The sequence below is a fragment of the Kineosporia sp. NBRC 101677 genome (assembly GCF_030269265.1).
Lineage (GTDB): Bacteria > Actinomycetota > Actinomycetes > Actinomycetales > Kineosporiaceae > Kineosporia > Kineosporia rhizophila.
Genome location: NZ_BSTA01000007.1, coordinates 1 through 25,035 on the forward strand (window position 1 = coordinate 1; position 25,035 = coordinate 25,035).

At 70.4% G+C, this 25,035-nt stretch carries 19 protein-coding genes; 2 read left to right on the forward strand and 17 right to left on the reverse strand.

Annotation, left to right across the window (positions count from 1 at the left end; translation table 11 throughout):
• Positions 1-526 precede the first annotated feature (526 nt).
• Positions 527-1,324 (reverse strand): SDR family NAD(P)-dependent oxidoreductase, encoded by a 798-nt coding sequence (locus QSK18_RS20735; protein WP_232814837.1) that lies wholly within the window; start codon positions 1,322-1,324, stop codon positions 527-529.
• Positions 1,325-1,470: 146 nt separating this feature from the next.
• Here QSK18_RS20735 and QSK18_RS20740 point away from each other — a divergent pair, with 146 nt between their 5' ends.
• Positions 1,471-2,319 carry a helix-turn-helix transcriptional regulator gene (locus QSK18_RS20740; protein WP_232814836.1) on the forward strand — a complete coding sequence of 283 codons (849 nt, stop codon included), beginning with the start codon at positions 1,471-1,473 and terminating at the stop codon, positions 2,317-2,319.
• A 57-nt stretch (positions 2,320-2,376) separates the two neighbouring features.
• Here QSK18_RS20740 and QSK18_RS20745 read toward each other — a convergent pair whose 3' ends face one another.
• The 5 genes from QSK18_RS20745 to QSK18_RS20765 all read right to left on the reverse strand — a co-directional run bounded on the left by QSK18_RS20745 (position 2,377) and on the right by QSK18_RS20765 (position 10,466).
• Positions 2,377-3,048 carry a DUF899 family protein gene (locus tag QSK18_RS20745; protein WP_352396602.1) on the reverse strand — a complete coding sequence of 224 codons (672 nt, stop codon included), beginning with the start codon at positions 3,046-3,048 and terminating at the stop codon, positions 2,377-2,379.
• A gap of 48 nt (positions 3,049-3,096) precedes the next feature.
• The gene (locus QSK18_RS20750) at positions 3,097-4,653 is read right to left on the reverse strand and encodes a GGDEF domain-containing protein (RefSeq protein ID WP_232814834.1); all 1,557 of its coding nucleotides are present in this window, start codon (positions 4,651-4,653) and stop codon (positions 3,097-3,099) included.
• Between the two features lie 45 nt (positions 4,654-4,698).
• Positions 4,699-6,267 (reverse strand): GGDEF domain-containing protein, encoded by a 1,569-nt coding sequence (locus tag QSK18_RS20755; protein ID WP_232814833.1) that lies wholly within the window; start codon positions 6,265-6,267, stop codon positions 4,699-4,701.
• Between the two features lie 331 nt (positions 6,268-6,598).
• Positions 6,599-8,902 carry a FlgD immunoglobulin-like domain containing protein gene (locus tag QSK18_RS20760; protein WP_285622072.1) on the reverse strand — a complete coding sequence of 768 codons (2,304 nt, stop codon included), beginning with the start codon at positions 8,900-8,902 and terminating at the stop codon, positions 6,599-6,601.
• 163 nt (positions 8,903-9,065) lie between these two features.
• On the reverse strand, positions 9,066-10,466 hold the full coding sequence (locus tag QSK18_RS20765) for a low temperature requirement protein A (RefSeq protein ID WP_285622075.1): 1,401 nt from the start codon (positions 10,464-10,466) through the stop codon (positions 9,066-9,068).
• A 571-nt stretch (positions 10,467-11,037) separates the two neighbouring features.
• Here QSK18_RS20765 and QSK18_RS35990 point away from each other — a divergent pair.
• Complete coding sequence (locus QSK18_RS35990) at positions 11,038-11,484, forward strand: class I SAM-dependent methyltransferase (protein WP_352396606.1); 447 nt, start codon at positions 11,038-11,040, stop codon at positions 11,482-11,484.
• 531 nt (positions 11,485-12,015) lie between these two features.
• On the opposite strand, the gene QSK18_RS20770 is transcribed toward QSK18_RS35990, so the two are convergent.
• The 11 genes from QSK18_RS20770 to pepN all read right to left on the reverse strand — a co-directional run bounded on the left by QSK18_RS20770 (position 12,016) and on the right by pepN (position 25,015).
• Entirely contained in the window at positions 12,016-12,927 is a 912-nt protein-coding gene (locus tag QSK18_RS20770) for an LLM class flavin-dependent oxidoreductase (RefSeq protein WP_285622078.1), read from the reverse strand.
• 121 nt (positions 12,928-13,048) lie between these two features.
• Complete coding sequence (locus QSK18_RS20775) at positions 13,049-13,399, reverse strand: RNA polymerase-binding protein RbpA (RefSeq protein WP_285622081.1); 351 nt, start codon at positions 13,397-13,399, stop codon at positions 13,049-13,051.
• Between the two features lie 51 nt (positions 13,400-13,450).
• On the reverse strand, positions 13,451-13,705 hold the full coding sequence (gene secG / locus QSK18_RS20780; protein ID WP_232814828.1) for a preprotein translocase subunit SecG: 255 nt from the start codon (positions 13,703-13,705) through the stop codon (positions 13,451-13,453).
• Positions 13,706-13,844: 139 nt separating this feature from the next.
• A complete protein-coding gene (tpiA, locus tag QSK18_RS20785) occupies positions 13,845-14,657 on the reverse strand; it encodes a triose-phosphate isomerase (RefSeq protein ID WP_232814827.1) in 813 nt (270 codons plus the stop codon).
• Entirely contained in the window at positions 14,657-15,868 is a 1,212-nt protein-coding gene (locus QSK18_RS20790) for a phosphoglycerate kinase (RefSeq protein ID WP_285622085.1), read from the reverse strand. The genes tpiA and QSK18_RS20790 overlap by 1 nt, the downstream gene beginning before the upstream one ends.
• A gap of 5 nt (positions 15,869-15,873) precedes the next feature.
• On the reverse strand, positions 15,874-16,878 hold the full coding sequence (gene gap, locus QSK18_RS20795) for a type I glyceraldehyde-3-phosphate dehydrogenase (protein ID WP_232814825.1): 1,005 nt from the start codon (positions 16,876-16,878) through the stop codon (positions 15,874-15,876).
• A gap of 288 nt (positions 16,879-17,166) precedes the next feature.
• On the reverse strand, positions 17,167-18,147 hold the full coding sequence (whiA, locus tag QSK18_RS20800) for a DNA-binding protein WhiA (protein WP_232814824.1): 981 nt from the start codon (positions 18,145-18,147) through the stop codon (positions 17,167-17,169).
• A 128-nt stretch (positions 18,148-18,275) separates the two neighbouring features.
• The gene (locus QSK18_RS20805; protein WP_232814823.1) at positions 18,276-19,253 is read right to left on the reverse strand and encodes a gluconeogenesis factor YvcK family protein; all 978 of its coding nucleotides are present in this window, start codon (positions 19,251-19,253) and stop codon (positions 18,276-18,278) included.
• Positions 19,254-19,282: 29 nt separating this feature from the next.
• On the reverse strand, positions 19,283-20,227 hold the full coding sequence (rapZ, locus tag QSK18_RS20810) for an RNase adapter RapZ (protein WP_269811245.1): 945 nt from the start codon (positions 20,225-20,227) through the stop codon (positions 19,283-19,285).
• 211 nt (positions 20,228-20,438) lie between these two features.
• Complete coding sequence (gene uvrC / locus QSK18_RS20815) at positions 20,439-22,523, reverse strand: excinuclease ABC subunit UvrC (protein ID WP_285622092.1); 2,085 nt, start codon at positions 22,521-22,523, stop codon at positions 20,439-20,441.
• An 83-nt stretch (positions 22,524-22,606) separates the two neighbouring features.
• Positions 22,607-25,015, reverse strand: a complete 2,409-nt coding sequence (gene pepN / locus QSK18_RS20820) for an aminopeptidase N (protein WP_285622094.1) — start codon at positions 25,013-25,015, stop codon at positions 22,607-22,609.
• Between the last annotated feature and the right edge of the window lie 20 nt (positions 25,016-25,035).

Genomic DNA, 25,035 nt, shown 5'->3' on the forward strand with positions numbered 1-25,035 from the left:
GGCACCCGACGGGGGTCGGAGAAACCTGACGAACCAGAGACCATCAGCCAAGTGACCAGAAAATCTTCTGGCCGATTTGGCATCGGTTGTTCAGATGCACTGTTGAGTTCTCAAGGAGCGGACGCTCCCGTTCTCCGGCCTTTCGGCTTTCGCTCGGGGCGACGAGAAGAACATTAGCCCTTCTTCGTTCAGCCGGTCAAATCCGCGTTTCGCGTTCCTGACCAGCGGTAAAACATTCATCAACGGCAATAGACAAAGCACACCCCTGGCACTCCCCGAGGGGAACACGCGAGATTTACCTCGACATTGCTGCGGATGAAGGCCACCAACTGCGGGACCGGCCGTTCACACGTCCGTTGCTCCTCGCAGCCTCACCGCCCACTCAGGGGGAGCGGTGAAGGGCCTTGGAGAACATTACCAGCGTCCAGGCGCCACGAAAACCGGCCCCGTCTGCGACCGCGGTCACAGTTCGGTATCGGCGTCTCTCCGGGCCCCGTCCGCTCCGACGGGGCCGGACCGACGCAGCTCACCGCCCTACGTGGTGACCGCCCTCGGCCGGCAACACCGCACCGGTGGTCCAGCGGCTCTCGTCCGACAGCAGGAACAGCGCCGCCCGGGCCATGTCGTCGGGCAGGGCGATCTGGTTCATCGGCGCCAGGCCGGCCAGGTGCATCTGGAACTCGTGCGGGAGCTGGTCCCACATCTCGGTCCGGGTCGAGCCCGGGGCCAATGCGTTCACCCGGACGCCGAGCGGAGCCAATTCGAGCGCGGCGCTCTTGGTGAGACCGTGGACCGCCCACTTCGACGCCACGTACTCCGAGATCCCGGCCACCCCGACCAGGCCGCCGATCGAGGACACGTTCACGATCGACCCGCCGCCGGCGGCCAGCATGGCCTGGATCTCGTACTTCATGGACAAGAAGACACCGCGGGCGTTGATGTCCATGATCCGGTCGTACACGGCGGTCGGCTTCTCGTGCACCGGGGTGCCGTCGCTGGTGACCCCGGCCGCGTTCAGCGCTCCGTCGAGCCTGCCGAAGCGATCGACCGCCACCGCGACTGCCGCCTGTACGGAGGCCTCGTCCGAGACGTCGAGCGGCACAGCGATCACCTGACTGTCATCGGTGGAAATTTCCTGCGCCAGGGCCTGCAGCCGGTCGGTACGCCGGGCCCCGGCGACGACATGTGCCCCCTCGGCGGCGAAGCGACGGACAGCGGCAGCCCCCATACCCGCCGAGGCGCCGGTGATCAGGACGACCTTCCCCTCCAGCCGGCGGGCCTGGATGGTGATCGGAGCAGGGTGGTGGTTCGGGTTGACGGTCATTTCGACTCCATGTGGTGCAGAGGTGATCGGTGCCCCACCACCGTGGCCCCGCCAGGCCCGTCACCACGAGAGACCTTGGCTGCCTAGGACTGTCAGGGCGAGGCTCGGTCCGCACGGGCGCCGCCCGATCGAGCACCATGAGGTTCATGAGTGACCACGAGCTGGCCCGGTGCCTGCGCGCCTGGCGCGACCGCCTCGTTCCGGCGAGCGTCGGACTGCCCGTCAGCCCGCTGCGACGGGCACCCGGGCTGCGGCGCGAAGAGGTGGCCCAGCTGGCCGGTCTTTCGGTTGACTACCTGGCCCGGCTGGAGCAGGGGCGGGCAGGCAACCCCTCGCCCTCGGTGCTGGAGGCCCTGGCCCGGACGCTGCGGTTGAGCGATGACGAGAACGCCTACCTCTTCCGGTTGGCCGGCCACACCGATCCCCGGGCCACGCGGGTGAACCGGCACCTCACCCCCGGGGTGCAGCGGATGCTCGACCGGGCCGGCGATCTTCCGGTCATGGTGCTCGACGCGGCCTGGCACCTGGTGGCACTGAACCCGATGGCCACCGCGCTGCTCGGTGACCTGGGCCGGGAACAGGGCCGCCACCGCAATCTGCTGTGGCGCCACTTCACCGGTCTTCCTTCCCGGATCGTGTCCGCACCGCAACAGGACGCCGCCTTCGAGAGCGCGGCGGTCGCGGATCTGCGGGCGGCCACCGGCCGGTACCCCACCGACAGCCACCTGCGCGGGCTGATCGCCGAGCTACGCCAGAAGAGCGCCCGTTTCGAGGAGATCTGGCAGCGCGGCTCAGTGGCCCGGCACGTCTCCACCCGCAAGACCGTGAACCACCCCCAGGTCGGGCTGCTGACCCTGGACTGCGACGTCCTGACCGTCGAGGGCAGTGATCTGAGGCTGGTGGTCTACACCGCCGACCCCGGATCGGCCGATGGCCAGGCCCTGGCCCTCCTGCAGACCCTGGGTCTGCAGGAGTTCACCGGTCAGACGTCCTGAACGGACCGCGCTCGCACTCCCCTCCAGCACAGTGCGAGCGCGGTCCGGGCCGGCCGGTCAGGTCTCGTCGCGGGGGCGCCACCACTCGTAAGGCGGTGTCTGGGGCCAGCCTTCGGGTGAGTCCTCCCAGGTCTCGCCGCGGCCGTAGGGGGCCAGGTCCATCATGTTGAAGTCGAAGCGGATCCGGTCGCCCGCCCGCGCAGTGGCGAAGTAGGTCTGGTGGATGCCCTCGGGCGTCTTCAGGAACACGCTCAGGCCGAAGGAGTCGCCTGCGCCGCAGTCGGCGCTGAACGTGGTGCCGGCCGACGAGGCGAAGGGGAAGGCCCAGCCGAAGCGTGAGGCCAGCTGCCGGAGCCGGTCGATCGGGATGTCGGAGACCACTGCGAACGTGATGTCCCGCCGGTTCAGGTGGTCCAGGTGCGGGACGTTGTCGATCAGCGTGGCGCAGCCCGGGCACACGTGGTCGGGACCGGTGTTCATGAACTGGTACACGACCAGCTGGGACCGGCCCTGGAACAGGTCCGACAGCCGCAGCGGCCCGCCCGGGCCGGTGAAGTCGTGGTCGGACAGGGCGACCATGGGCAGGCGCCGGCGTTTCGCAGCGAGCGCGTCGAGGGCCCTGGTCAGCTTCTTCTCCTCGGCCAGGAGCTCGCCGAGGGCCTTCTGCCACTCTTCCCGAGTGACCACCGGCGGCGCCGCCGGGCCTCGATCAGGTTGTGTCGTGGTCATACGAACAAGGACCGCCGGGCCGGGCGGAACTCATCGCCGGTGTCCCGGTCAGTGACCCCGCACGCGGTTGCGACCGGCGGACTTCGCCTCGTAGAGCTGGGCATCGGCCCGCGAGAGCAGGGTGGCGCGGGTGTCCCCGGGCACGGCGACGGCCGTGCCCGCGCTGAAGGTGATCACCCGGCCGGGGGTGAGGCCGGACCAGTCCTGCCCGGCCACCTCGGTGCGAGCCCGCTCGGCCACCTCCCGGGCCCCGCGGCCGGCGTCGGCCGTCACGATCAGCAGCTCCTCGCCGCCGAGCCGGGCCGCGAACGAGCCGTTGCCCCCGGCCTCGGCCACGCAGGCCTGCAGCACCCGGGCCACCACCCGCAGCACCTCGTCCCCGACCTCGTGCGAGAACGAGTCGTTCACCGACTTGAAGTGGTCCAGGTCGATCAGCGCGACCCCGAGCGTGCCGGCCGTCTCGAGCAACCGATTCAGCCTCTCCTCCACGAACAGCCGGTTGTGCAGTCCGGTCAGCGGGTCGCGCCGGGCCTCCTCGCGGTAGCGGGCGGCCTCCTCACGGGCCTTGTCCGTCTCGAAGATGGTCTGGCGGGAACGGGCGGCGGCCTCCCGCTGGGCCGAGAGAAGGTCCCGGTCGGCCGCGTGGAACGCCTTGTAGGCATGGAATGCGCCCTCGAAGTCACCCAGGGCAGCGAGCACCTCGGCTTCTTGCTCGAGGATGCGCACCTTCATCCGTCCGTGCCCCTCGGGCCCGCACGCCGCCCGGGCCCGCTTCAGCGTGAGCGCCGCCTCGGCCGGCTCGCCCAGGCTTCGCTGCGCGACGGCGAGCGTGAGCAGGTACTCGGGAGGCGCATCGGCGACCTTCGTGTCCATCTGGCCGGTGGCGTCCACTGCTTGCTGGGCGGTCTCGACCGCAGCGCGGGCGTCTCCGCGCAGGAGGTGCACGTTGGCGATGGTGTCGAGGACCCCGGCGTTCAGCGGGCGGTTGTGCTTACGGCTGAGCTCGATCAGCATCTGTGCCTGAGCCTCGGCATCGGCCGTGTCTCCGGCACTCAGCGAACCGTAGGCCCGGTTGTTGGCCACCATGATGCGCATGTGGATGTCGGTGTCGGCCAGTTCCTCGGCGCGGGAGTACCAGATCAGGCTGTCCTGCCGGGCGCCCAGGTCGTCGAGCAGGTCCGCCCCGGTGAGCATCACCCGGGTGCGCAGCCGACGGGAGACGTCCGGACCGAACGCCGCCACCGCGTCCATCACCCGGTCCAGGGCGGCGGCCTGATCGCCCAGGTCGTTCTGCACCCGCGACATCACCCATTCGCTACGGACCACCAGTTCCGGCTCCAGCTCGATGCCGAGCTCGCGACTGCGGTCGATCAGCTCCACCGCGGTGGCCTGATGCCCTTCCCGCCCCGCGGCCTCGGCCTGCCAGATCAGCGCGCACGCCACGGCGCCGACGTCGGAGAGGGCCTCGGCCTGCTGCTGCAGTTCGTGCGCGCGACGGCGGGCCTCGGAAGGCCGGGAGCCGACAAGCTCGTCGAGAGCAGCGAGCTCGGCCCGGATCCGGGCGTTCTCGCTGCGCCGGACCACGAGCGCCTCGTTGCCCGCCATGTTCCTCCCCCTGGTGCCCGCGTTCTGGTGCCCGCAACTGTTGGTTCAGTCGGTGCAGATCCGATTACGCCCGGCCGACTTCGCCGCGTACAGCTGCGCATCCGCCCGGGCCAGCAACGACGAGCGGGTGTCGCCCGGCACGGCCATGGTCATGCCCCCGCTCAACGTCACGATTCTGCCTGGCGTGATGTTCGTCCACTCGTAGCTCTCGACCGACGCGCGGAACCCTTCGACGACCGCGTAGGCCTCCGACTCGTCCTCAGTTATCAGAATCAGCAGCAGTTCCTCGCCGCCCAGACGGGCGGCGAACGACCCGGCGTCGGGAATCGCGGCCGCGTTCTCCAGCAGTCCGGCGACGATACGCAGCACCTCGTCGCCGACCTCGTGCGAGAACGAGTCGTTCACCGACTTGAAGTGGTCGAGGTCGAGCAGGGCCGCGCTGACCTGACCGGGCGGGCGCCGGCCGTCCAGCAGACCAGGCAGCCGTTCCTCCACGTACAGCCGATTGCGTAACCCGGTCAGCGGATCGCGCCGGGCCTCCTCGCGGTAGCGGGCGGCCTCCTCCCGGGCGGTGATCGTCTCGAAGATCGTCTGCCGGGCGCGGGCCTGGGCCTCGCGCTGCTGGGAGAGCAGCTCCTGGTCGGCCGCGTAGAACTCCTTGTGGGTCTCGAAGGCCGCCCGGTAGTCCCCCAGGGCCGCCTCCACCTCGGCCCGCTCCTGCAGGATGTCGGCCCGGGTACGGGCGTAGGCCTGGGTACCGCACAGGTCGTCGGCCCGCTTCAGGGTCATCGCGGCCACCTCTGGCAGGTTCAGGTGGCGCTGGGCGACGGCCAGGGTGAGCAGGTACTCCGGCAGCGCGTCGGCGACCTTGCTCTCCAGCTGCTGCGCGGCCTGCACGGCCTGCTGCGCGGTCTCGGCGGCGGCCGCCGGGTCCTGGCGCAGCAGATGGATCCGGGCAACGGTGTCGAGGGCGTCGGCGTTGAGCGGCCGCTTGTACCGGGCACTCAGCGTGATCAGGGTCTGGGCCTCGTGCAGCGCCTCCTCGGCCTCCCCCGCCTCCAGCGCGCCGTAGGCCCGGTTGTTGACCACCAGCATGTGCATCCGCCCGTCCCCGGCGGACAGCTCCTCGGCGCGGGAGTACCAGATCAGCGAGTCCTCGTGGGCCCCCAACTCGTCCAGCAGGTCGGCGACCTTGATCAGCACCCGGGTGCGCAGGCGCCGGGGCACCTTCTCGTCGAACGCGGCCACCGCGTCCATCGCGTGTTCCAGGGCGGTCGGGCGGTCGCCGAGGTCGGTGTGGATCCGGGCCATCAGCCAGGCCGCCCGCACCGCGTGCTCGGGGCCGAGCGGGGCGTGGGCGTCGCGGACGTGGTTGATCAGCTTGGAGGCAGCGGCCGGGTCACCGTTGCGCTGGTTCGCCTCGGCCTGCCAGAGCAGGGCGGTGACCAGGGCGTCGTGATCGCCGAGCGCCTCGGCCCGCTCGCCGAGCGCCACGGCCCGCTCCAGGGCCGCGGCCGGGTCGAAGCCGACGATCTCGTCCAGGGCCGCCAGTTCCTCGGCCAGTTCGGCGCTCGCCACGATCGGGTCCTCGCGGGGTCGGTCCACCTCGATCACACCCCGCGCCTTTCTGCGATTCCGCTCAGGAGAACGACCGGACGACCACGCTGTCGTCCTGACCGGCCAGTCGGTGACACGGCCCGGACGGCCGCCCACAGTCTGACCGGATCCGGGCCTGGCCGCGCCCGAGGACCAGCAGTTGTCCAGATCTGTCCTGCACCCCCGGACGGCTGGTGGGCACCGTGTCATTATGGCCGCCGTCACGACGAATGCACGGTCAGTAAGCGTTCGACATTCACAAATTCCGTAACGGCCGTCACGCTCTGCTCTGACACCTCAACCACGCCCGGGCTCCAGACACCGCCCGCCTCAAGATCGGCAGACCGTTCTACCTGCTGATCCCGACCGTCCCCGCGATCTTCTTCTCGCCTCGGACGCCGATCGCGGCGCCCTCACTGTCGAGCGCCGATGCGGTCAGCTGCCAGCTGTAGGTGCCCTCGGCCAGTTCCTTCCCAGCCGCGTTGCGGCCGTCGAAGACCAGGTCCCGGATGCTGCCGTCCGGGCCGGTTCCGGTCAGGGTGCGCAGGACACTTCCGGTCTTGGTGCTGCGGATGGTCAGCTTCACCCCGGTGACCGGCTTGGACAGGTCGAACTGGGGCGTCCAGGTGTCGGCCCGGCCGTCGCCGTTGGGGGTGAAGCTCCCTGAGGCGAAGGTGCCGATCAGGCGGGGCCGGTAGGGCACGGTGTAGCTGCGGTAGACCACCACTGCGCCGGTGTTCACCCGGCGGGCCAGGAAGTGGTCGTCGAGCCGGAGCGTGCGCCCGGCGCCGGCGTACGCCCAGGGCCGGGAGGCCGGGTCGTCCACGTTCAGCGTGTACGTCTTCGCGTTCGCGTTCCAGGCCAGGGTGCCCTCGCCCGACGTCAGCTCGACCAGCGGCCCGGTGATCCTGATCTTGCGGACCTTCGCCGAACTCAGCGTGCGCAGACTGATCTCGCGCCCGCCGGACTGCCAGGCGACGGTGTTGCCCCAGATCGTCACCTTGGGCGATTCCGTCTTGACCGTGGCCAGTTTGCCGGGATTGCTGCGGGATTTGGGCCGGTCGAGGTCCCGGAGCCAGATGTCGGTGTACCCCGGCTTCTTTGCCGTACGGGAGTAGACCAGCCGGGGCCCGTACAGGTCGTCCGTACCGGACCAGGCGCCGATGTTGCCGGCCGCAGCCCCTGGGCGGGAGTAGATGAGCTTGCCCGTCGGGTCGAAGACGTGCCCGGCGGCGACCATGTACGGGCCGGAGGCGTTGGGATACCGGTCGTCCGACTCGCCCGTGGGCTGGAACGACCAGTCCTGCTTGACGGTGGCGGTCGTCTTGCCCCGGTCGAGAAGACGCCAGGTGAAGGTGCCACCTGTGATCGGGCCGCTCACCACACCGCGTCCGGCCGAGAACGACATGCTGTCGTCGGGACCGCCCGGTAGATAAGCGGTTCCGGCCTCCTCGGTCTCGTCCCCGAACACCGGGCTGCCCAGTCCGGTGACCGGGCGCGACCAGACCTGCATGGCCGGGGTCTGCAGCGGGCTGGAGTCGAAGGGGTCGAAGATCGGGTTGTCGGAGTAGTAGATCCGCCCGGCGGCGAACGAGATGCCCTGGACCGGTGCGTTCGGCGCGCCGACGGTAGCCACCCGGTCCACCGTGGAGCCCTGCACCTCGTACACCCCGATGTGCTCGCTCCGGCCTCCGGTGCCGAACAGCCAACGGTCCCCGTCCGCCATGAGGTAGGCCGAATCGTCCGGCACCTCGATGGTTTCCGCGACGCCGGAGGAGCTGACCGTGCGCAGACGCCAGATTCCGTCGCGCCAGTACAGGTAGGCGATCCCCTGCTGCCCGGCCACCTTCGGCACATTGTCGGCGTAGTCGTCGGTCTCCTCGTACCTGGTCACCGGCCCCCCGGAGCGTTCCCGGATCTTGATGACCTGCGGCTCGCCCACGGTCTGGTTGCTCCACCAGGTGATCGTGGTGGGTGAGATGTCGTACCCGAGCACGGACGTCTCGGTGGCCACCCGCTCGACCTCGCCACTGCCGAAATCGATCACGTCGAGGAAGATCTGGCCCTGGTTGTCACTGCTCACGACCAGCACGCCGTCGGTGGTCAGGTCGAGGTTCCAGAGGTTCTGGCCGACCTTGGCGAGGCGGGTGACGGTGCCGTCGGCGAAGCGGGTGGAGATCAGGTAGCCGCCGGTGGCACCGATCCAGCTGTCCGAGGTGTAGGCCAGCGGGCGGGAACTCACGGTTCCCAGAGCCGTGTCCACCCCGCTGATCACGTTCATCCGGTGCATCTCGTAGCGGGTGGGGCTGCCGGGCAGGTCGAGCACGTAGCCGAGGTGCTGGTCCACCACGCCGAGAAAGGTCACGTCCCACATCCGGTCGGCCACTACCGGCAGTTCGCGTCGGATCAACTCCTCGCCGGGGGCGCCGGTGAAGAGCCCGGAACCGGAGCCGTTGGGCACCCCTGCCCGCACTGCATAACCCTCGGAGGAACCCCCGAGCAGGGTGAGCCCGGCCTGCTCGGACTTGTGCTGGGGCACCGGGGTGGAGTTTGTGTTGGCGTGGGCGGGCGTGGTGGGGAGGGCAAGGACCAGCCCCAGCAGGGCACTCACCCCTGCGACCAGCAGAACCCGCCTGGAACCGTGACCGGACATGGCCGCCCCTCACATCGCCGTGAAGCACCATTGTGACCACGCGACTACGCAGGAGAGCGGGATTCCACTCGCCAGGAGCAGTTTCGAGCCGAGCGGCCGATTGGCAGGTGGGCCCTTCGGTCCAGAGCTTGTGGACGGGTGGTGCCGGGTCGTGCGGGTCGGTTCACGGTTCGGTGGTGGCGATGTGCCCGTGCTGTTGTTTCCACGAGCCCACCACCACGGTGGCGGCCAACACCAGGGCCAGACCCAGCGCCGTCAGGGTCGGGCTGAGCGGCAGCAGGCTCACCGCGGCCACCACCGGCAGCGCGACCGTGGGCCACGGCCAGGCCGCCGACCAGCGCGCCGCCGTTCCGGCCATCACCAGAACCAGGCCGGTCAGGAAGAGCCCCACTCCGGCGCACAGGGTGAAGCGTCCGGCGGTGGTGAGTGCGCCGCTGGGATGCAGGATGTACTCCTCGATCCCGATCCCCACCGCGGCCAGGCCGATGAACAGGGGAAGGTGACCGTAGACGTACCGGTCGTGCCGCCCGCTGGCCGGCCGGTCGTCCTCAAGCAGACGGTGTTTGCCAGCAGCCCCGCCCAGATCGAAGTACGTCCACCAGAGCGCCGCAGTGATCACGAACCCGATACCGGCGGTGGTGAACGACGCCAACCGCCATTCGGTGTCGTGCAGGCCGACCACGACCGACGCCACGCACTCGCCGAGCACCAGCATGGCGAAGAGCCCGAAGCGCTCGGGCAGGTGTTCCTCGTGAAGCGGCACGTGCTCACCGAAGCGGGTGGCCAGCAGCGGCGCCGTGGCCTCCACGAGAATGCCCACGCCCCAGAGGATGTAGCGCGCCGGCCCGGGCACGGCCAGCGACACCGACCACAGCAGCACCCCGAAGCCGGTGGCTCCCATGTAGATCGACAGGGTGCGGCGGGCGTCGGGCACGTGGCGGTAGGCGCGGGCGTACAGAGCAAGCAGCAGGATCTGGGAAACCAGGTACCCGGCCGCGAACCAGACGGAACCGGTGGTGGTGGCGGTGGAGGCCGCCGCAGCCATCATGGCGATCGCGAACGTCTGCCCGAGTTTGGCCAGCCGATAGGGGACGTCGTTGGTGTCGAAGCGGTTGGAGTACAGGGTGGTGGTGACCCAGGACCACCAGATCACGGTGAAGAGCCCGGCGAACACCGCGGCCCCGCCCCAGGTGAGGTCCCGGGCGAACGCCCCGGTGAGCTCGGCGACGACCAGGACGTAGGCCAGGTCGAAGAACAGCTCCAGCCGGGAGGCCGAGCGGTCCTCCCCGGTCCGCAGGCGCGGCGGCTCGATCAGAGGGAGCGCGGTCGGCGCCGGCCCCTCCTGCTCGTTCGGTTCTTCCTGCTGGCTCGGTTCTACCTGCTCGCTCGGTTCTGCCTGCTCGTTCTGGGCGGCCCGGTCGGGCTCGAACTCGTCGTCGGAGTCCCGGCCCGACTCCCGGCCCGATGTCTGGCTCGATGTCTGGCCGTCCGGGCCCTGCCGAACGGGCGCGCTCCCGCCCTCGTCATGAACCTGCCCGTCCTGCTGTGCCGCATCCCTGCCCATACCGGCTTCCTCTTCCTGATCGCGCGTTCGGCGGAACGAGACGGCGAATCAGGCTCATCCTGGTCGTCCAGGTGAAACCCGCCAGTACACACGGGCCATCTGACAACGAAGGTGCTGTCGGCCAGAGAGCACGCCAGCAAGAGAACGCGGGACGAACAATCCTGACGACAAGCATCCGCCGACCAGAGATCGTCGGACCGGGCGCTCGCAACGAGCCAGCAGACACGGCGGCCCAGCGCGGCGAGGCAGGTGTCGGAACCAGACCACGCACCACTACGGCACGCGCAAGGGCCAGGCGGCCGGCCCGCCGAGACAGTGCCTCTACGTGTAAACAAAGCCTGCTGTGGCAAGACTTTGTTTACACGTAAGGCCTCGCGGACAGGGCCTTTCACGCAATTGACCCGGCAGAGCGGCAAGGCCAGCTGGTCGAGATGGGACAACAGCCGTAACCACTGGAGAGTCGCGCCCAGACACACGGGCACGCCGACAGCCACCCAGGCGGACAGGTGGCCCGGGCGCCCGTCACGGGGCGACTGCCGCGCTACCCGAACACCGCCGACCTGGCTTGGCCGTGCTCGCAAGGCTCCTCATCGTTCTCGATGGAGCATGGGTAACCGGTCTCGATCCAGCACCACGGCTACACGAGGTTGCGTGCGAACAAATAAACGTGCGTGGTCTCGTCGGCCGGTTCCACCAGGGGGACGCGGCGAACCTTCCATCAGCTGCCGGCTCGGCGGACGCAGTGGTCTCCTCGTTCGGGCGGCCGTGGCCGGGGCGGCCACCCCACGCCGAGGCGCAGATTCACACTGAGGCGGGCATGCACACCCAGGCCGCCATCCACGCCCACAGCCGCTACCTCGCCCGAGCGAACGGGCACACCAGGGGCGGACAAGTACACCCAGGTCGCCACTTACCCCAGGCGGACGAACACACCCACACCACCACCCACCCAGGCGGACGGGCACTCCGAGCCTCCACCCACTCTGAGGCGAACAGGCAGACACCGCGCGATAGGTGATGGTGCCCATTCAGCGGCGCGACCCCAGCGCGGCGAGGCCGCGCTGGGGAGGCCGGCGGTCCAATGCGAGCTCGCCGGGCCCGAACCACCGTGGAGCAGCGTGGTGTAGGCCCGGCGAGCGCGCAGGTCAGCCAGGTAGACAGCCAACCTCCCGCCGCCGCGGATCAGCCAAGCGAGCAGCGAACCCCCTGCCACCGCGAATCAGCAAGCAGGCAGCAAACCCTCCTGCCGCCCGATCAGCCAGGTAGGCAGCGAACCTCCTACCGCCGCGAATCAGCAAGCAAGCAGCAAGCCTTCTACAGCCACGGATCACCTGAGCAAGCAGCAAACCTGTTGCCACCGCAGATCAGCCAAGCAAGCAGCGAACCCCCTGCCACCGCGAATCAGCAAGCAAGCAGCAAGCCCTTCTACAGCCACGGATCACCTGAGCAAGCAGCAAACCTGTTGCCACCGCAGATCAGCCAAGCAAGCAGCAAACTCCTGCCGCCGCGGATCAGCTAAGTGAGGGGCGACCCCTCCCTGCCGCCGCGATCAGCCGAGCAGGGGGCGGACCTCCTGGCCGAGGAAGCGGATGAAGCCTTCGATGTCGGGCTCGTCGGACGTGGCCTGCAGGATGACCGTGGAGCAGCCCAGGGCTCCGAGCCGGCGGACGTCGGCCGCGATCGCCTCGGCGTCTCCGGCGATGCCGTTGCCCGGGCCGGGCCGGCGGCCCCAGATGGGTAGTTCGGCGTCGACCCGGGCCTGGGCGTCGGGACCGGTGGCGGCGATCTGGCCGACCGAGATCTCGTGGCCGGCGGCGCCGCCCGGCTTGGACCGGGCCGCCTCCAGCACCAGCTGCACGCGGCTGCCGAGCTCCTCGTCGGAGCCGGCCCAGCTCAGCATCGAGCCGTCGCCGACCTCACCGGTGAGCTTCAGCGTCTTCGGGCCCTCGCCTCCGACGTAGAGCTTCGGCGGGGTGGCCGGCGGCCAGTCGAGCTGCACGTCGGTGAGGTTGACATATTTGCCCTCGACGGTGACCTTCTCGCCGTGCAGCAGCCGGCGCAGCGCCGTGGAGTACTCGCGCAGCAGGGTGAGGGGGGAGGCTGCGCGGTTGCCGACCTGGCCCATCCAGTCCTGCACACCGTGGCCCACGCCGGGCAGGAGCCGGCCGGGGAACATCCGTTCCAGCGTCGCGATCTCCATCGCCGTGAGCGCGACGTTACGCAGCGGGGCGGGCATCAGGCCGATACCGACCCGGATGCGCTCGGTCCAGGCCAGGGCCGCGGCGGCGCTGGCGACCCCGCTCTCTTTGAAACAGTCTTCCCAGACCCAGAAATCGTCCAGCCCGGACTGCTCCGCAGCCACCACGAGGGAGCGCAGCCGCTCGGGTGGGACGACGGGCACGAAGGCGACACCCAGCCGGGGCGGCGGTGTCGCGCTGGTGTTGTCTGCCGTGGAAGTCATGACCTCCATCATGCCCGCGGGCACCGACAGTTTCACGGCGACCGGGAAGACAGGCCCAAACCAGCGATCGGCCCCCGGCACGAGGCCGGAAGCCGATCGACACAAGATCCGTGGAGCGGACCTAGCGGATGATCCTGCGCGAACGCAGCGAGGCCAGAGCCTCTTCCAGGATCGCCTGCCCGTCCGCGTCGCTCCGGCGTTCCTTCACGTACGCCAGGTGCGTCTTGTAAGGCTCGTTGCGGGGCGGCGAAGGCGGGGCGTTGCGGTCCTGCCCGGCCGGGAACCCGCAGCGCGGGCAGTCCCAGGTCTCCGGCGGCTGCACACCGGCCTCTTCCGAGAAGCTCGGCTTCGTCTCGTGCTTGTTGGCGCACCAGTAGGAGATGCGGAACCTAGGGGCCGTGTCGCCCCGCTCCGCCTCGCCCATCGGTCCGGCGCCAACTCGGCTACCGCGGATAGCGTTGCCACTCGCCACCGTGAATCCTCTCCTTCAGTACCCGGACTCGCGCCGGTTGCCGTATGTCCGTCAGAACGCGTCGGGGAAGAACCTGTAGATCAGGTTCAGCAGCACGATCACGATCGCCCAGGTGATCCCGATGGCGATGGTGAAGCGGTTGAGGTTGCGTTCGGCGACCCCAGAGCTGCCCATGCTGGAGGACATGCCGCCACCGAACATGTCCGACAGGCCACCGCCCCGCCCCTTATGGAGAAGGATCAGCAGCGTCAGGATCAGGCTGGTGATGACGAGAAGCACCTGAAGAATCAGGCGTAGCACGGACACGACGCGGACCTCTATCTCGTTTGCAGGTGTGGGGAAGCAGTCTCAGGACACAGAGTAGGCGATGCGCGGCCCCGGATCGGACAGATCGGAGGCCGCGCGCCGCCCGACACGCGGTTTTTACCAGACCTGAGCGTGCAGCTCAGGCTGTCTTATGGTCCCGATAGCGGACAATTGACGCGAATTCACCGGGATCGATGGACGCGCCGCCGACCAGAGCACCGTCGACATCTTCCTGCGCCATGATCCCGGCCACGTTCTGCGCCTTGACCGAACCGCCGTACAGGACCCGCACGGACGCCGCGACGTCCGCCGAGTACAGCTCCCCCAGCCGCTTGCGCACGGCCGCGCAGACCTCCTGCGCGTCGTCCGGGGTGGCCGTCTCGCCCGTGCCGATCGCCCACACCGGTTCGTAGGCGATCACCAGCGTCCCCGCCTTCTCGGCCGGGATCCCGGCCAGGTCGGCGTCGAGCTGGGCCAGGCAGTGCTGCACCTGGCGGCCTTCCTTGCGCACCTCGAGGCCCTCGCCGATGCACACGATCGGCACCAGGTCGTGCTTGATCGCCGCCTTGGCCTTGGCATTGACCAGGGCGTCGTCCTCGTGGTGGTACTGCCGGCGCTCGGAGTGGCCGACCACCACATAGGTGCACTTCAGCTTGGCCAGCATCGCACCGGAGATCTCCCCCGTGTACGCGCCCTTGTCGTACTGCGACACGTCCTGCGCGCCGTAGCGGAAACCGAGCTTGTCCCCGTCCACCAGGGTCTGCACCGAACGCAGATCGGTGAACGGCGGAAGCAGCGCCACCTCGACGGCGTCGAAGTCGTGCTTCGCGTCGTCGAGGGTCCACGCCAGCTTCTGCACCAGGTGGGCCGCCTCGAAGTGGTCGAGGTTCATCTTCCAGTTCCCCGCCATCAACGGGGTCCGGGAAGGGGCGCCGTTGCCCTTGGCCGCCATCAGCTCTCCAGTACGGTCAGGCCGGGAAGGGTCTTGCCCTCCAGGAACTCCAGGCTCGCCCCGCCGCCGGTCGAGATGTGGCCGAAGCCCTTCTCGTCGAAGCCGAGGGTGCGCACGGCCGCGGCCGAGTCACCGCCGCCGACCACGCTGAAGGCGTCCGAGTCGACCAGCGCCTGGGCCACCGCGCGGGTGCCGTGGCTGTACGGCTCCATCTCGAAGACGCCCATCGGGCCGTTCCAGAACACCGTCTGGCAGTCGGCCAGCTTGGCCGCGAACAGCTTCCCGGACTCCGGGCCGATGTCCAGGCCCAGCCGGTCGGCCGGGATCGCGTCCGCCGCCACCACGTCGTGCTCCGCGTCGGCCGCGAAGGCGGCCGCCGCGACCACGTCGACCGGCAGCACCAGTTCGACGCCGCGCTCCTTCGCCCGTTCGATGTAGCCGCGGACGGTGTCGAGCTGGTCCTCCTCGAGCAGGCTCTTGCCCACCTCGTGGCCCTGGGCCTTGAGGAAGGTGAAGACCATGCCGCCGCCGATCAGCAGCCGGTCGGCCGTGTTCAGCAGGTTGTCGATGACGCCGAGCTTGTCGGAGACCTTCGACCCGCCGAGCACCACCGCGTAGGGCCGCTGCGGGGTCTCGGTGAGGCGCTTGAGCACCTCGACCTCGGCCAGCACCAGACCGCCGGCGGCGTGCGGCAGCTTCTGCGCTACGTCGTAGACGCTGGCCTGCTTGCGGTGCACCACGCCGAAGCCGTCGCTGACGTAGCCGTCGGACAGGGCCGCCAGCTCGTCCGCGAAGGCGCCCCGCTCGGCCTCGTCCTTGCTCGTCTCGCCCGCGTTGAAGCGCAGGTTCTCGAGCACCAGGAGCTCACCGTCGCCGAGCGCGGCGACGGCGGCCCGGGCGGACTCACCGACCGTGTCGGCGGCCAGCGTGACGTTCACGCCGGGCAGCAGTTCCTTGGCCCGCTCGACCGCCGGGGCCAGCGAGTACTTCTCCTCCGGAACGCCTTTCGGCCGGCCGAGGTGGGCGACGACGACGACCTTGGCACCGGCGTCCAGGAGCCGCTGCCAGGTTGGCAGCGACGCCCGGATCCGGCCGTCGTCCGTCACCGCGCCGGTCTCCTTGTCCAGCGGCACGTTCAGGTCGCTGCGGACCAGGATGCGCTTGCCGGAGAGGGAACCGAGCTCGGTGGTGAGGTCGTCGATCGTCCTCATCGAGCTCACAGACCGGTGCCGACGAGGGCGACCGCGTCGACCAGGCGGTTGGAGTAGCCCCACTCGTTGTCGTACCAGCCGACGACCTTGACCTGGTTGCCGATCACCTTGGTGAGGCCGGCGTCGAAGATGCACGAGTGCGGGTCGGTCACGATGTCGCTGGAGACGATCGGGTCCTCGGTGTACTTCAGGAAGCCCTTGAGCTCGCCCTCGGCGGCGGCCTTGATCGCGGCGTTGACCTCCTCGACGGTGGTCTCGCGGCCGGCCGTGAAGGTCAGGTCGGTGGCGGAGCCGGTCGGGACCGGCACGCGCAGCGCGTAGCCGTCGAGGCGGCCCTTGAGCTCGGGGATCACCAGGCTGATCGCCTTGGCGGCACCGGTGCTGGTCGGCACGATGTTCAGGGCGGCGGCGCGGGCGCGGCGCAGGTCCTTGTGCGGGCCGTCCTGCAGGTTCTGGTCCTGCGTGTAGGCGTGGACCGTGGTCATCAGGCCCTTCTCGATGGTGAAGGTGTCGTTCAGGACCTTCGCCATCGGGGCCAGGCAGTTGGTGGTGCAGGAGGCGTTGCTGACGATGGTGTGCTTGGCCGCGTCGTACTGGGTGTGGTTGACACCCATCACGATCGTCAGGTCCTCGTTCTTGGCGGGGGCCGAGATCAGCACCTTCTTGGCGCCACCGTCGATGTGCGCCTTCGCCTTGGTGGCGTCGGTGAAGAAGCCGGTGGACTCGACCACGACGTCGACGCCGAGGTCCTTCCAGGGCAGGGCGGCCGGGTCGCGCTCCTCCAGCGCCTTGATCTCCTTGCCGTCGACCACGATGGCGTCACCGGTCGAGGTCACCTCGGCGTCCAGGCGGCCCAGGATCGAGTCGTACTTGAGCAGGTGCGCGAGGGACTTGTTGTCGGTGAGGTCGTTGACGGCAACGATCTCGATGTCCGCACCAGCCGCCCGGGCAGCGCGGAAGAAGTTACGGCCGATCCGGCCGAAGCCGTTGATGCCAACGCGAACAGTCACTTCTCGTTTCCTCTCGTCATCCACAGCGCGCCGGTGGCGACCGGCGCCGGTGTTGTGGTGTGCAGCACTCACCCTACGGGGTGCTTTTCGGCTATGGATGTCCAGACAGACCCTGTGAAGGTCCCGTGTCCGGACCGGTGATCGGAGGGCCAACGGCCCGTGAACCGGTGACGACCGGCCCATGGCCGGACCGGGCCGTCCCGCTCGGTGCCCACGACCCGAAAAGCCTTCGAACAGTGGACGTCCTCGAGGACGTCCGCTGTTCGGCCGGGTCGCGTCCCGGGCGGCTCAGGCGTCGAGCATGTCCGGCGTGAGGTTGGCGTCGGTGCCCGGTACGCCGAGGTCCGCGGCCCGCTTGTCGGCCATCGCCAGCAGCCGGCGGATCCGCCCGGCCACCGCGTCCTTGGTCATCTGCGGCTCGGCCAGCTGGCCGAGTTCCTCCAGGCTGGCCTGCTTGTGCGCCAGTCGCAGCTTGCCGGCCGACTTCAGGTGGTCGGGCACGTCGTCGCCGAGGATCTCCAGGGCCCGCTCGACCCGGGAACCGGCGGCCACCGCGGCCCGCGCCGAGCGCCGCAGGTTCGCGTCGTCGAAGTTGGCCAGCCGGTTGGCGGTGGCCCGCACCTCGCGCCGCATCCGCCGCTCTTCCCACGACATCACCGCGTCGTGCGCACCGAGCCGGGTGAGCAGCGCGCCGATCGTGTCGCCGTCGCGGATCACCACCCGGTCGACCCCGCGCACCTCCCGGGCCTTGGCCTGGATGCCCAGCCGGCGGGCCGCGCCGACCAGGGCCAGGGCGGCCTCCGGGCCGGGGCAGGTGACCTCCAGGGCGCTGGAGCGACCCGGCTCGGTAAGCGAGCCGTGGGCCAGGAAGGCGCCCCGCCAGGCGGCCTCCGCGTCGCAGGTGGCACCGGAGACGACCTGCGGCGGCAACCCGCGCACGGGACGGCCACGGCCGTCGACCAGACCGGTCTGGCGGGCCAGCGACTCTCCGTCACGGATCACCCGGACCACGTAGCGGCTGCCGCGGCGCAGACCGCCGGGCGCCAGAACCACGATGTCGCTGCTGTGCCCGAACACGTCGCTGATGTCTTTGCGTAGCCGCCGGGCGGCCGCGGCGGTGTCCAGCTCGGCCTCCACGACGATGCGGCCGCCGACGATGTGTAGCCCGCCGGCGAACCGGAGGGTGGCCGAGACCTCGGCTTTGCGGCAGCAGGGCTTGGTGACCTGCAGCCGACTCAATTCGTCTTTGACCAGTGCCGTCAATGCCATGAACAGCATCTTGCCACCGAGCGCAAGCATGGTTCGTGAACTTGTGAAACCCGGCGCCCGTCGGCCTCGGGCGAGGCCTGGGCGGCCGGATCACACACCGTCGTGCACTCCCCACCCGGGGAGCCGGCTCACCCGTTCAGCGTGATCGAGCCACTGAACAGATCACGGTAGGCGGCGGCCAGCCGCAGCGGGTCGTGCCGTGGCGTACCGTCACCGATCGCCACGTCGCGCGTGACCAGGACCGCGCCCATCCCGCGGGCCGCGGCGACCAGCGAGGCCTCGTCCTCGATCTGCGAGGGGTCGACCAGGACGGCGTCGATCCGCAGATCGGGGGCGTGCGCGGCGAGCACCTCGAGATGCTTCTCGGGCGAGAACCCGTCGGTCTCCCCCGGCTGCTGGCCCAGGTTGAGGGTCAGGCAGATCTTCGAGTCGGTGCGGGCCAGGGCCCGGGCCAGCTCGGGCACCAGCAGGTGCGGCAGGACGCTGGTGTACCAGGACCCGGGGCCCAGCACCGTCCAGTCGGCGTCGCGCACCGCGGCGAGCACCTCGGGACGGGCCGGCGGGTCGTTGGGGCTGAGCTGCACGCCGATCACCTGGCCGGGGGTGGTGGCCACGGCGACCTGGCCGCGCACCGTGGTCAGGCCGGCCGGGTCGTCCGGGTCGATCCCCAGCACGGTGGCCTCGATGTCGAGCGGCACCGCGGCCATCGGCAGCACCCGGCCCCGGGCCCCGAGCAGCCGGGCCACCCAGTCCAGGCCGCTCACCGGGTCGTCGAGCAGTTCCCAGAGGGTGACGATGAGCAGGTTGCCCAGGGCGTGGTCGTGCATCGCCCCGGCGCTGGCGAACCGGTGCTGCAGCACGTCGCGCCACAGCAGGCCCCACTCGCTGTCGTCGCACAGCGCCGACAGTGCCATCCGCAGGTCGCCCGGCGGCAGAACGCCGAACTCGCGGCGCAGCCGCCCGGACGAGCCGCCGTCGTCGGCCACCGTGACCACGGCGGTCAGGCGGTCGGTGAGGTGCCGTAGCGCCGACAGCGACGCGGCCAGGCCGTGACCGCCGCCGAGGGCGACCACGTTGGGCCCGCGGCCGCCCCCGGCTGCGGGCACGCCAGGGACTCGGCCGGGCGTGGGTAGCGTCACTCGCGCCCCAGATCACGGTGCACGGTGGTGACCGCGACGCCGTCGCCCTCGAGCTTCTGCGACAGCAGCTCGGAGATCGCCACCGACCGGTGCTTGCCGCCGGTGCAGCCGACCGCGATGGTGGCGTAGCGCTTGTTCTCGCGCACGTAGCCGGCCAGCACCGGCTGCAGGGCCAGGGCGTAGCGGTCGACGAACTCGGCCGCGCCCTCCTGACCCAGCACGTAGTCGGCCACCTCCTGGTCGAGGCCGTTGTGCGGACGCAGTTCGGGCACCCAGAACGGGTTGGGCAGGAACCGCACGTCGGCCACCTGGTCGGCGTCCAGCGGCAGGCCGTACTTGAAGCCGAACGACATCAGCAGGATCCGGATCGCCGGGTCACCGGCGTCGCCGAACAACGCGATGATCTTGCTGGCCAGCTCGTGCACGTTCAGCCGCGAGGTGTCGATCACGGTGTCGGCGTTGCCGCGCAGCTCCCCCATGACCCGGCGCTCCTCGCGGATGCCGTCGAGCGGGGCGCCGTCGCCCTGCAGCGGGTGCGGGCGGCGGACCGACTCGAAGCGGCGCACCAGCGTCTCGTTGGTGGCGTCGAGGAAGAGCAGGCGGGTGCGGATACCGCTGTTCTCGGCGGTGGAGACCGACTCGGCCAGGGCGCTGAAGAAGGACCGGCCGCGCACGTCGACCGCGACCGCGATCCGCCGCACCCGGGGTTCGGCGGTGGCCGCCAGCATCGCCAGCTCGGCGATCAGCTGGGGCGGGAGGTTGTCGACCACGTACCAGCCGAGGTCTTCCAGGGCCTTGGCCGCGGTGCTGCGGCCCGCCCCCGACATGCCGGTGATGATCAGGAGCTCGGACGCGGAGCCCGGGCCGGACGCCGCGCTGTCGTGATCGGTGGCGGGCGTGTGGGTGGACGAGGCCACCGTCTGCGCGATCGCGGTCACCATCGACTCCGAGTCCATCGCCTCGGCGGGCAGGGCCTGCGAGGCCACCGGTTCCGAGGTGCCGCCCGGGTTCGGGGCGGGCGGCTGCGGGGTGGAGGACTGCTGGGCCGATGGTGCCGGACCCGCCGGCCCGGGCACCTCGGGGGTGCTGGTCACGTGCACTCCAAATTTCTCGGGTCGGAACTTGTCGGGCGATGTCTGTGGATTCGCCGGGTCAGTCGAGCAGTTCCCCGGTGGCCATGTCCACCGCGACAGGCTGCTCCCCTACCACCGTGTCGCCCTCGGCGGCGGCCCGGTCGGGGTTCAGCGTGTCGGACACCGCCTGGGCCACCTTCGGCCCCACCCCCTGCACCGAGGCGATCGCCTCGACCGAGGCCGCGCGCAGCTTCTTGACCGAGCCGAAGTGGGCCAGCAGCGCCTTCTTCCGGGCCGGGCCGAGGCCGGGTACGGCGTCCAGCTCGCTGGCCGTCATGGCGGTGCTGCGACGCTGGCGGTGGTGCGTGATGGCGAAGCGGTGCGCCTCGTCGCGCACCCGCTGCAGCAGGTACAGGCCCTCGCTGGAACGCGGCAGGATGACCGGCTGGTCGTCGTCCGGGATCCAGACCTCTTCCAGGCGTTTGGCCAGACCGCAGAGCGCCACGTTCTCGATGCCCAGCTCGCGCATCGCCGCCGCGGCGGCGGCCACCTGCGGGGCGCCGCCGTCGACCACGACCAGGTTGGGCGTGTAGGAGAACTTGCGCGGGCGCCCGGTCTCCGGGTCGATCCCGGACGGGACCCCGGCGGGCACGCCTCCCTCTTCCTCGAGAGAGGGCGCCTGGTCGAGGATCTCGCCGGTGGCCGGGTCGGCGCCGGCGGCCACGGCGGCCTGGGTGGCCTGCTCCTGCTCGATACCGGCCTTCTCGTCGAGCAGCCGGCGGAAGCGGCGGCTGATCACCTCGCGGATCGAGGCCACGTCGTCGGAGCTGCCCTCGGCCAGGCTCTTGATCGTGAACTTGCGGTACTCGGACTTCTTGGACAGCCCGTCCTCGAAGACCACCATCGAGGCGACCACGTTGGAGCCCTGGATGTGCGAGATGTCGTAGCACTCGATCCGCAGCGGCGCCTCGGGCAGGTCGAGTGCCTCCTGGATCTCCTGCAGCGCCTTGGACCGGGTGGTCAGGTCGCCCGCCCGGCGGGTCTTGTGCAGGGTGAGGGCCTGGCCGGCGTTGCGGGCCACCGTCTCCATCAGGGTGCGCTTGTCACCGCGCTGCGGCACCCGCACCTCGACCCGGGAACCCCGCAGCCCGGCCAGCCAGCTCTCGACCTCCTCGAGGGCCGGCGGCTCGTGCGGCACCAGCACCTCGCGGGGCACCGCCTCACCGTTGGTGTCGCCGTAGACCTGCTGCAGCAGGTGCTCGACCAGGTCGCCGGTGGAGACGTCCTCCACCTTCTCGACCACCCAGCCGCGCTGGCCGCGGATCCGGCCGCCGCGCACGTGGAACACCTGCACCGCGGCCTCGAGCTCGTCGTCGGCCAGGGCGAACACGTCGGCGTCGGTGCCGTCGGGCAGCACCACCGCGTTCTTCTCCATCGCCCGCGACAGCGCCTTGATGTCGTCGCGCAGCCGGGCCGCCTGCTCGAACTCCAGGTCGTGCGAGGCCTGCATCATGTCGCGCTCCAGGCGCTTGACGTAGCGCTCGGTGCGCCCGCCCATGAAGTCGCAGAAGTCGTCGGCCAGGCGCCGGTGCTGCTCGGCGTCGACCTTGCCGACGCAGGGCGCCGAGCACTTGTCGATGTAGCCCAGCAGGCAGGGCCGGCCGACCTGACCGGCCCGCTTGAACACCCCGTTGCTGCAGGTGCGCACCGGGAACACCCGCAGCAGCAGGTCGACCGTCTCGCGGATCGCCCAGGCGTGCGCGTAGGGCCCGAAGTAGCGCGTGCCCTTGCGCTTGGCCCCGCGCATGACCTGCACCCGGGGGAACTCCTCGCCCATGGTGACGGCGAGGTAGGGGTAGGACTTGTCGTCGCGGTACTTCACGTTGAACCGCGGGTCGTACTCCTTGATCCAGGAGTACTCCAGCTGCAGCGCCTCGACCTCGGTGTTCACCGTGGTCCACTCCACCGAGGCGGCGGTGAACACCATCGTCTGGGTACGCGGGTGCAGCCCGGCCGGATCGGCGAAGTACGAGTTCAGCCGCTGGCGCAGGCTCTTGGCCTTGCCCACGTAGATGACCCGGCCGGAGGCATCGCGGAACCGGTAGACCCCGGGTTGCTCGGGAATGGTTCCGACCGCGGGTCGGTACGTAGACGGATCAGCCACAGATCCACCTTAGGCGGCACCACCGACAGTTTCCGGTCGTGGGGTCGCCCGGCAGTGCTGCCGGTCCGGACGACCCCGCCGTCTCACTCCCGGTTGCGCGCCCGCAGCATCCGCGAGACCTCGTCGGCCCGGCCGAGCAATGTGGACGCCACCACCGGCGCCAGGTCTGCCTTGGTGGCCGCCAGCGCCCGGTCCACGAACTCCTGGTCCTGGCCGAACAGGGGGAACATCCCCTCGGTGTAGTAGAGCCCGGGGATCATCCCGCCGGCGTGGATGGTGGGCAGCAGGGCCAGGTACTTCTCGCCGTACCCGGCCAGGAGCTCGTCCTGGCCGGGCCGCCAGAAGGCGGTCGTAACCGAGCGCACCGCCCCCAGCGGCACCTCGCGGTTCGCCAGGGCCTGCCACACCTCCGCCTTGCTCTCGGCGTCCGGAGCCGCCGCCCGTACGGCGACGGCCCGGGCCTTGGCGTCCGGGTCGGGGTCGGCGGCCAGCAGGTCGCTCACCGCCGGGCCGGTGTCGACCCCGAGCTCGGACAGCCGCACCAGGGCCCGCCAGCGCAACTCGATGTCGTCGCCGATCAGCTCCTCCACGTCGGTGCCGACCCGGACCAGGGTGCGCAGCGCAGCCGCCCGCAGCGCCGGCTGCCCGGCCAGGTCGCGGCAGACCTCGGCCAGCTCCTCGGCCTGGCGCTCCCGATGCGCCGCGGGCGACCAGAGCTCGGTCACGTTCGCGGCCAGCGTCAGGTAGGTCTCGGCGATGGAGGGCACGGTCTCGACCCGGAGCGCTGCGAGCAGACCGGAGAACGTCTGCCCCGCGCTCACCTCGCCGGCCAGCAACGCGTCCCAGATCGACGAGACCGCGACCGCGCGGGCGATCGTCGTGGGCAGTTTTCCGGCGACCTCGCCCGACGCCACCGGACGGGTGCTCGCGAAGGTGAGGTCGTCGTCGTTGAGCAGGTAGAAGTCCGCCCCGGCCGGCAGGTCCACGGGGGTGCGCGCCGCCTCGACCTCGACGAGCTGCTGGGCCTCGCGCACCAGAGCCCCGTCCTGTTCGCGGTAGGCACCGACCGCGAGCACCTGCGGGCGCGGCGCCCCGGCCGGGCCCTGCCCCACCAGAACCGGCTGCCCGTCCGCGAACTCCAGGGTGAACCGGTCGGTGCCGGCCGTCTCCAGCCAGCCCGCCCGCCAGGCGTCCAGGTCCTTGCCGGAGGCGGCCCGCAGCTCGTCCACCAGGTCCTGCAGGGTGGTGTTCTGCCAGGCGAAACGGCTGAAGTACGAGGTCATCCCGGCCCGGAAGGCCTCCTCGCCGACGTAGACCTGCAGCTGCCGCAGCACCGACGCGCCCTTGGGGTAGGTGATCGCGTCGAAGATCGACATCGCCTGGGCCACGTCGCGGATCGGCTGGCGGATCGGGTGCGAGACCGGCCCCTGGTCGGCCAGGTAGGCCTCGAGCTTCTGGTCGGTGAGGTGCCGGGCCCAGGCGCTGGTGTGGCGGGTGGCCGAGGCGGCCGCCCAGTTGGCCGCGAACTCGGCGAACGACTCGTTCAGCCACAGGTCGTCCCACCAGCGCATGGTCACGATGTTGCCGAACCACATGTGGGCCATCTCGTGCAGCAGGATCCGGGCCTGCAGCTCGTCCTCGCTGGGGGTCGGCGGGTTGCGCCGCAGGTGCACGTCGGCCCAGGTGACGCAGCCGAAGTTCTCCATCGCGCCACCGAACTCGGGCACGAACACCTGGTCGTAACGGCTCTGCGGGAAGGGCATCCCGAACTGCTCGCCGAAGAACTGCAGGCCTTCGGCGGTGACGGTGAACAGCTTGTCCGCGTCGCGCTCGAGCACCGCGGCCAGCGAGCGCCGGCAGTACAGCCCGAGGTCGTACTCCCCCACCGACCGGCGCACCTGGTGGAACGGGCCGGCGTTGACCACCGTGTTGTACGGCGACAGCGGCGGGGTCGGGGCGAACTTCCAGACCGTGGACGATCCGGCGGCCTCGGTCTGGGCCGCACCGGAGTTGCTGGTCACCGTCCAGCCGGTGGGGGCGGTCACCGTGAAGGCGTGCGGGGCCTTCAGGTCCGGCTGGTCGAAGCAGGCCCAGACGAACCGGGCCTGGTCCGGCTCGAACGTCATCCAGAGGTAGACCTCGCCGTCGGCCGGGTCCACCGCCTTGTGCACCCCGGCGCCCTCCCGGGTGTCGGCCTGCTCGCACTCGACCACCAGGACGTTGCTCTCGGCCAGATCGTCCAGCGGCAGCCGCCCCTGCGCCGCCGGGCCGAGCTCGCGGCCGTTCAGGGTGGCGCCCAGCACGCGGGCCGCGGCGTCGACGAAGGTGGACGCCCCCGGCCGGGCACAGGTGAAGGTGATGGTCGAGACCGTGCGCACCACCGGCCCGGTCGGCAGATCGGTCAGATCAACGGCGATGTCGTAGCGCTGCACGTCCAGCAGCCCCGCCCGCTCCTCGGCCTCGCCCTGCGTCAGGCTCTTGACTTCCCCCACGATCGCGCTCCCCACCTCTG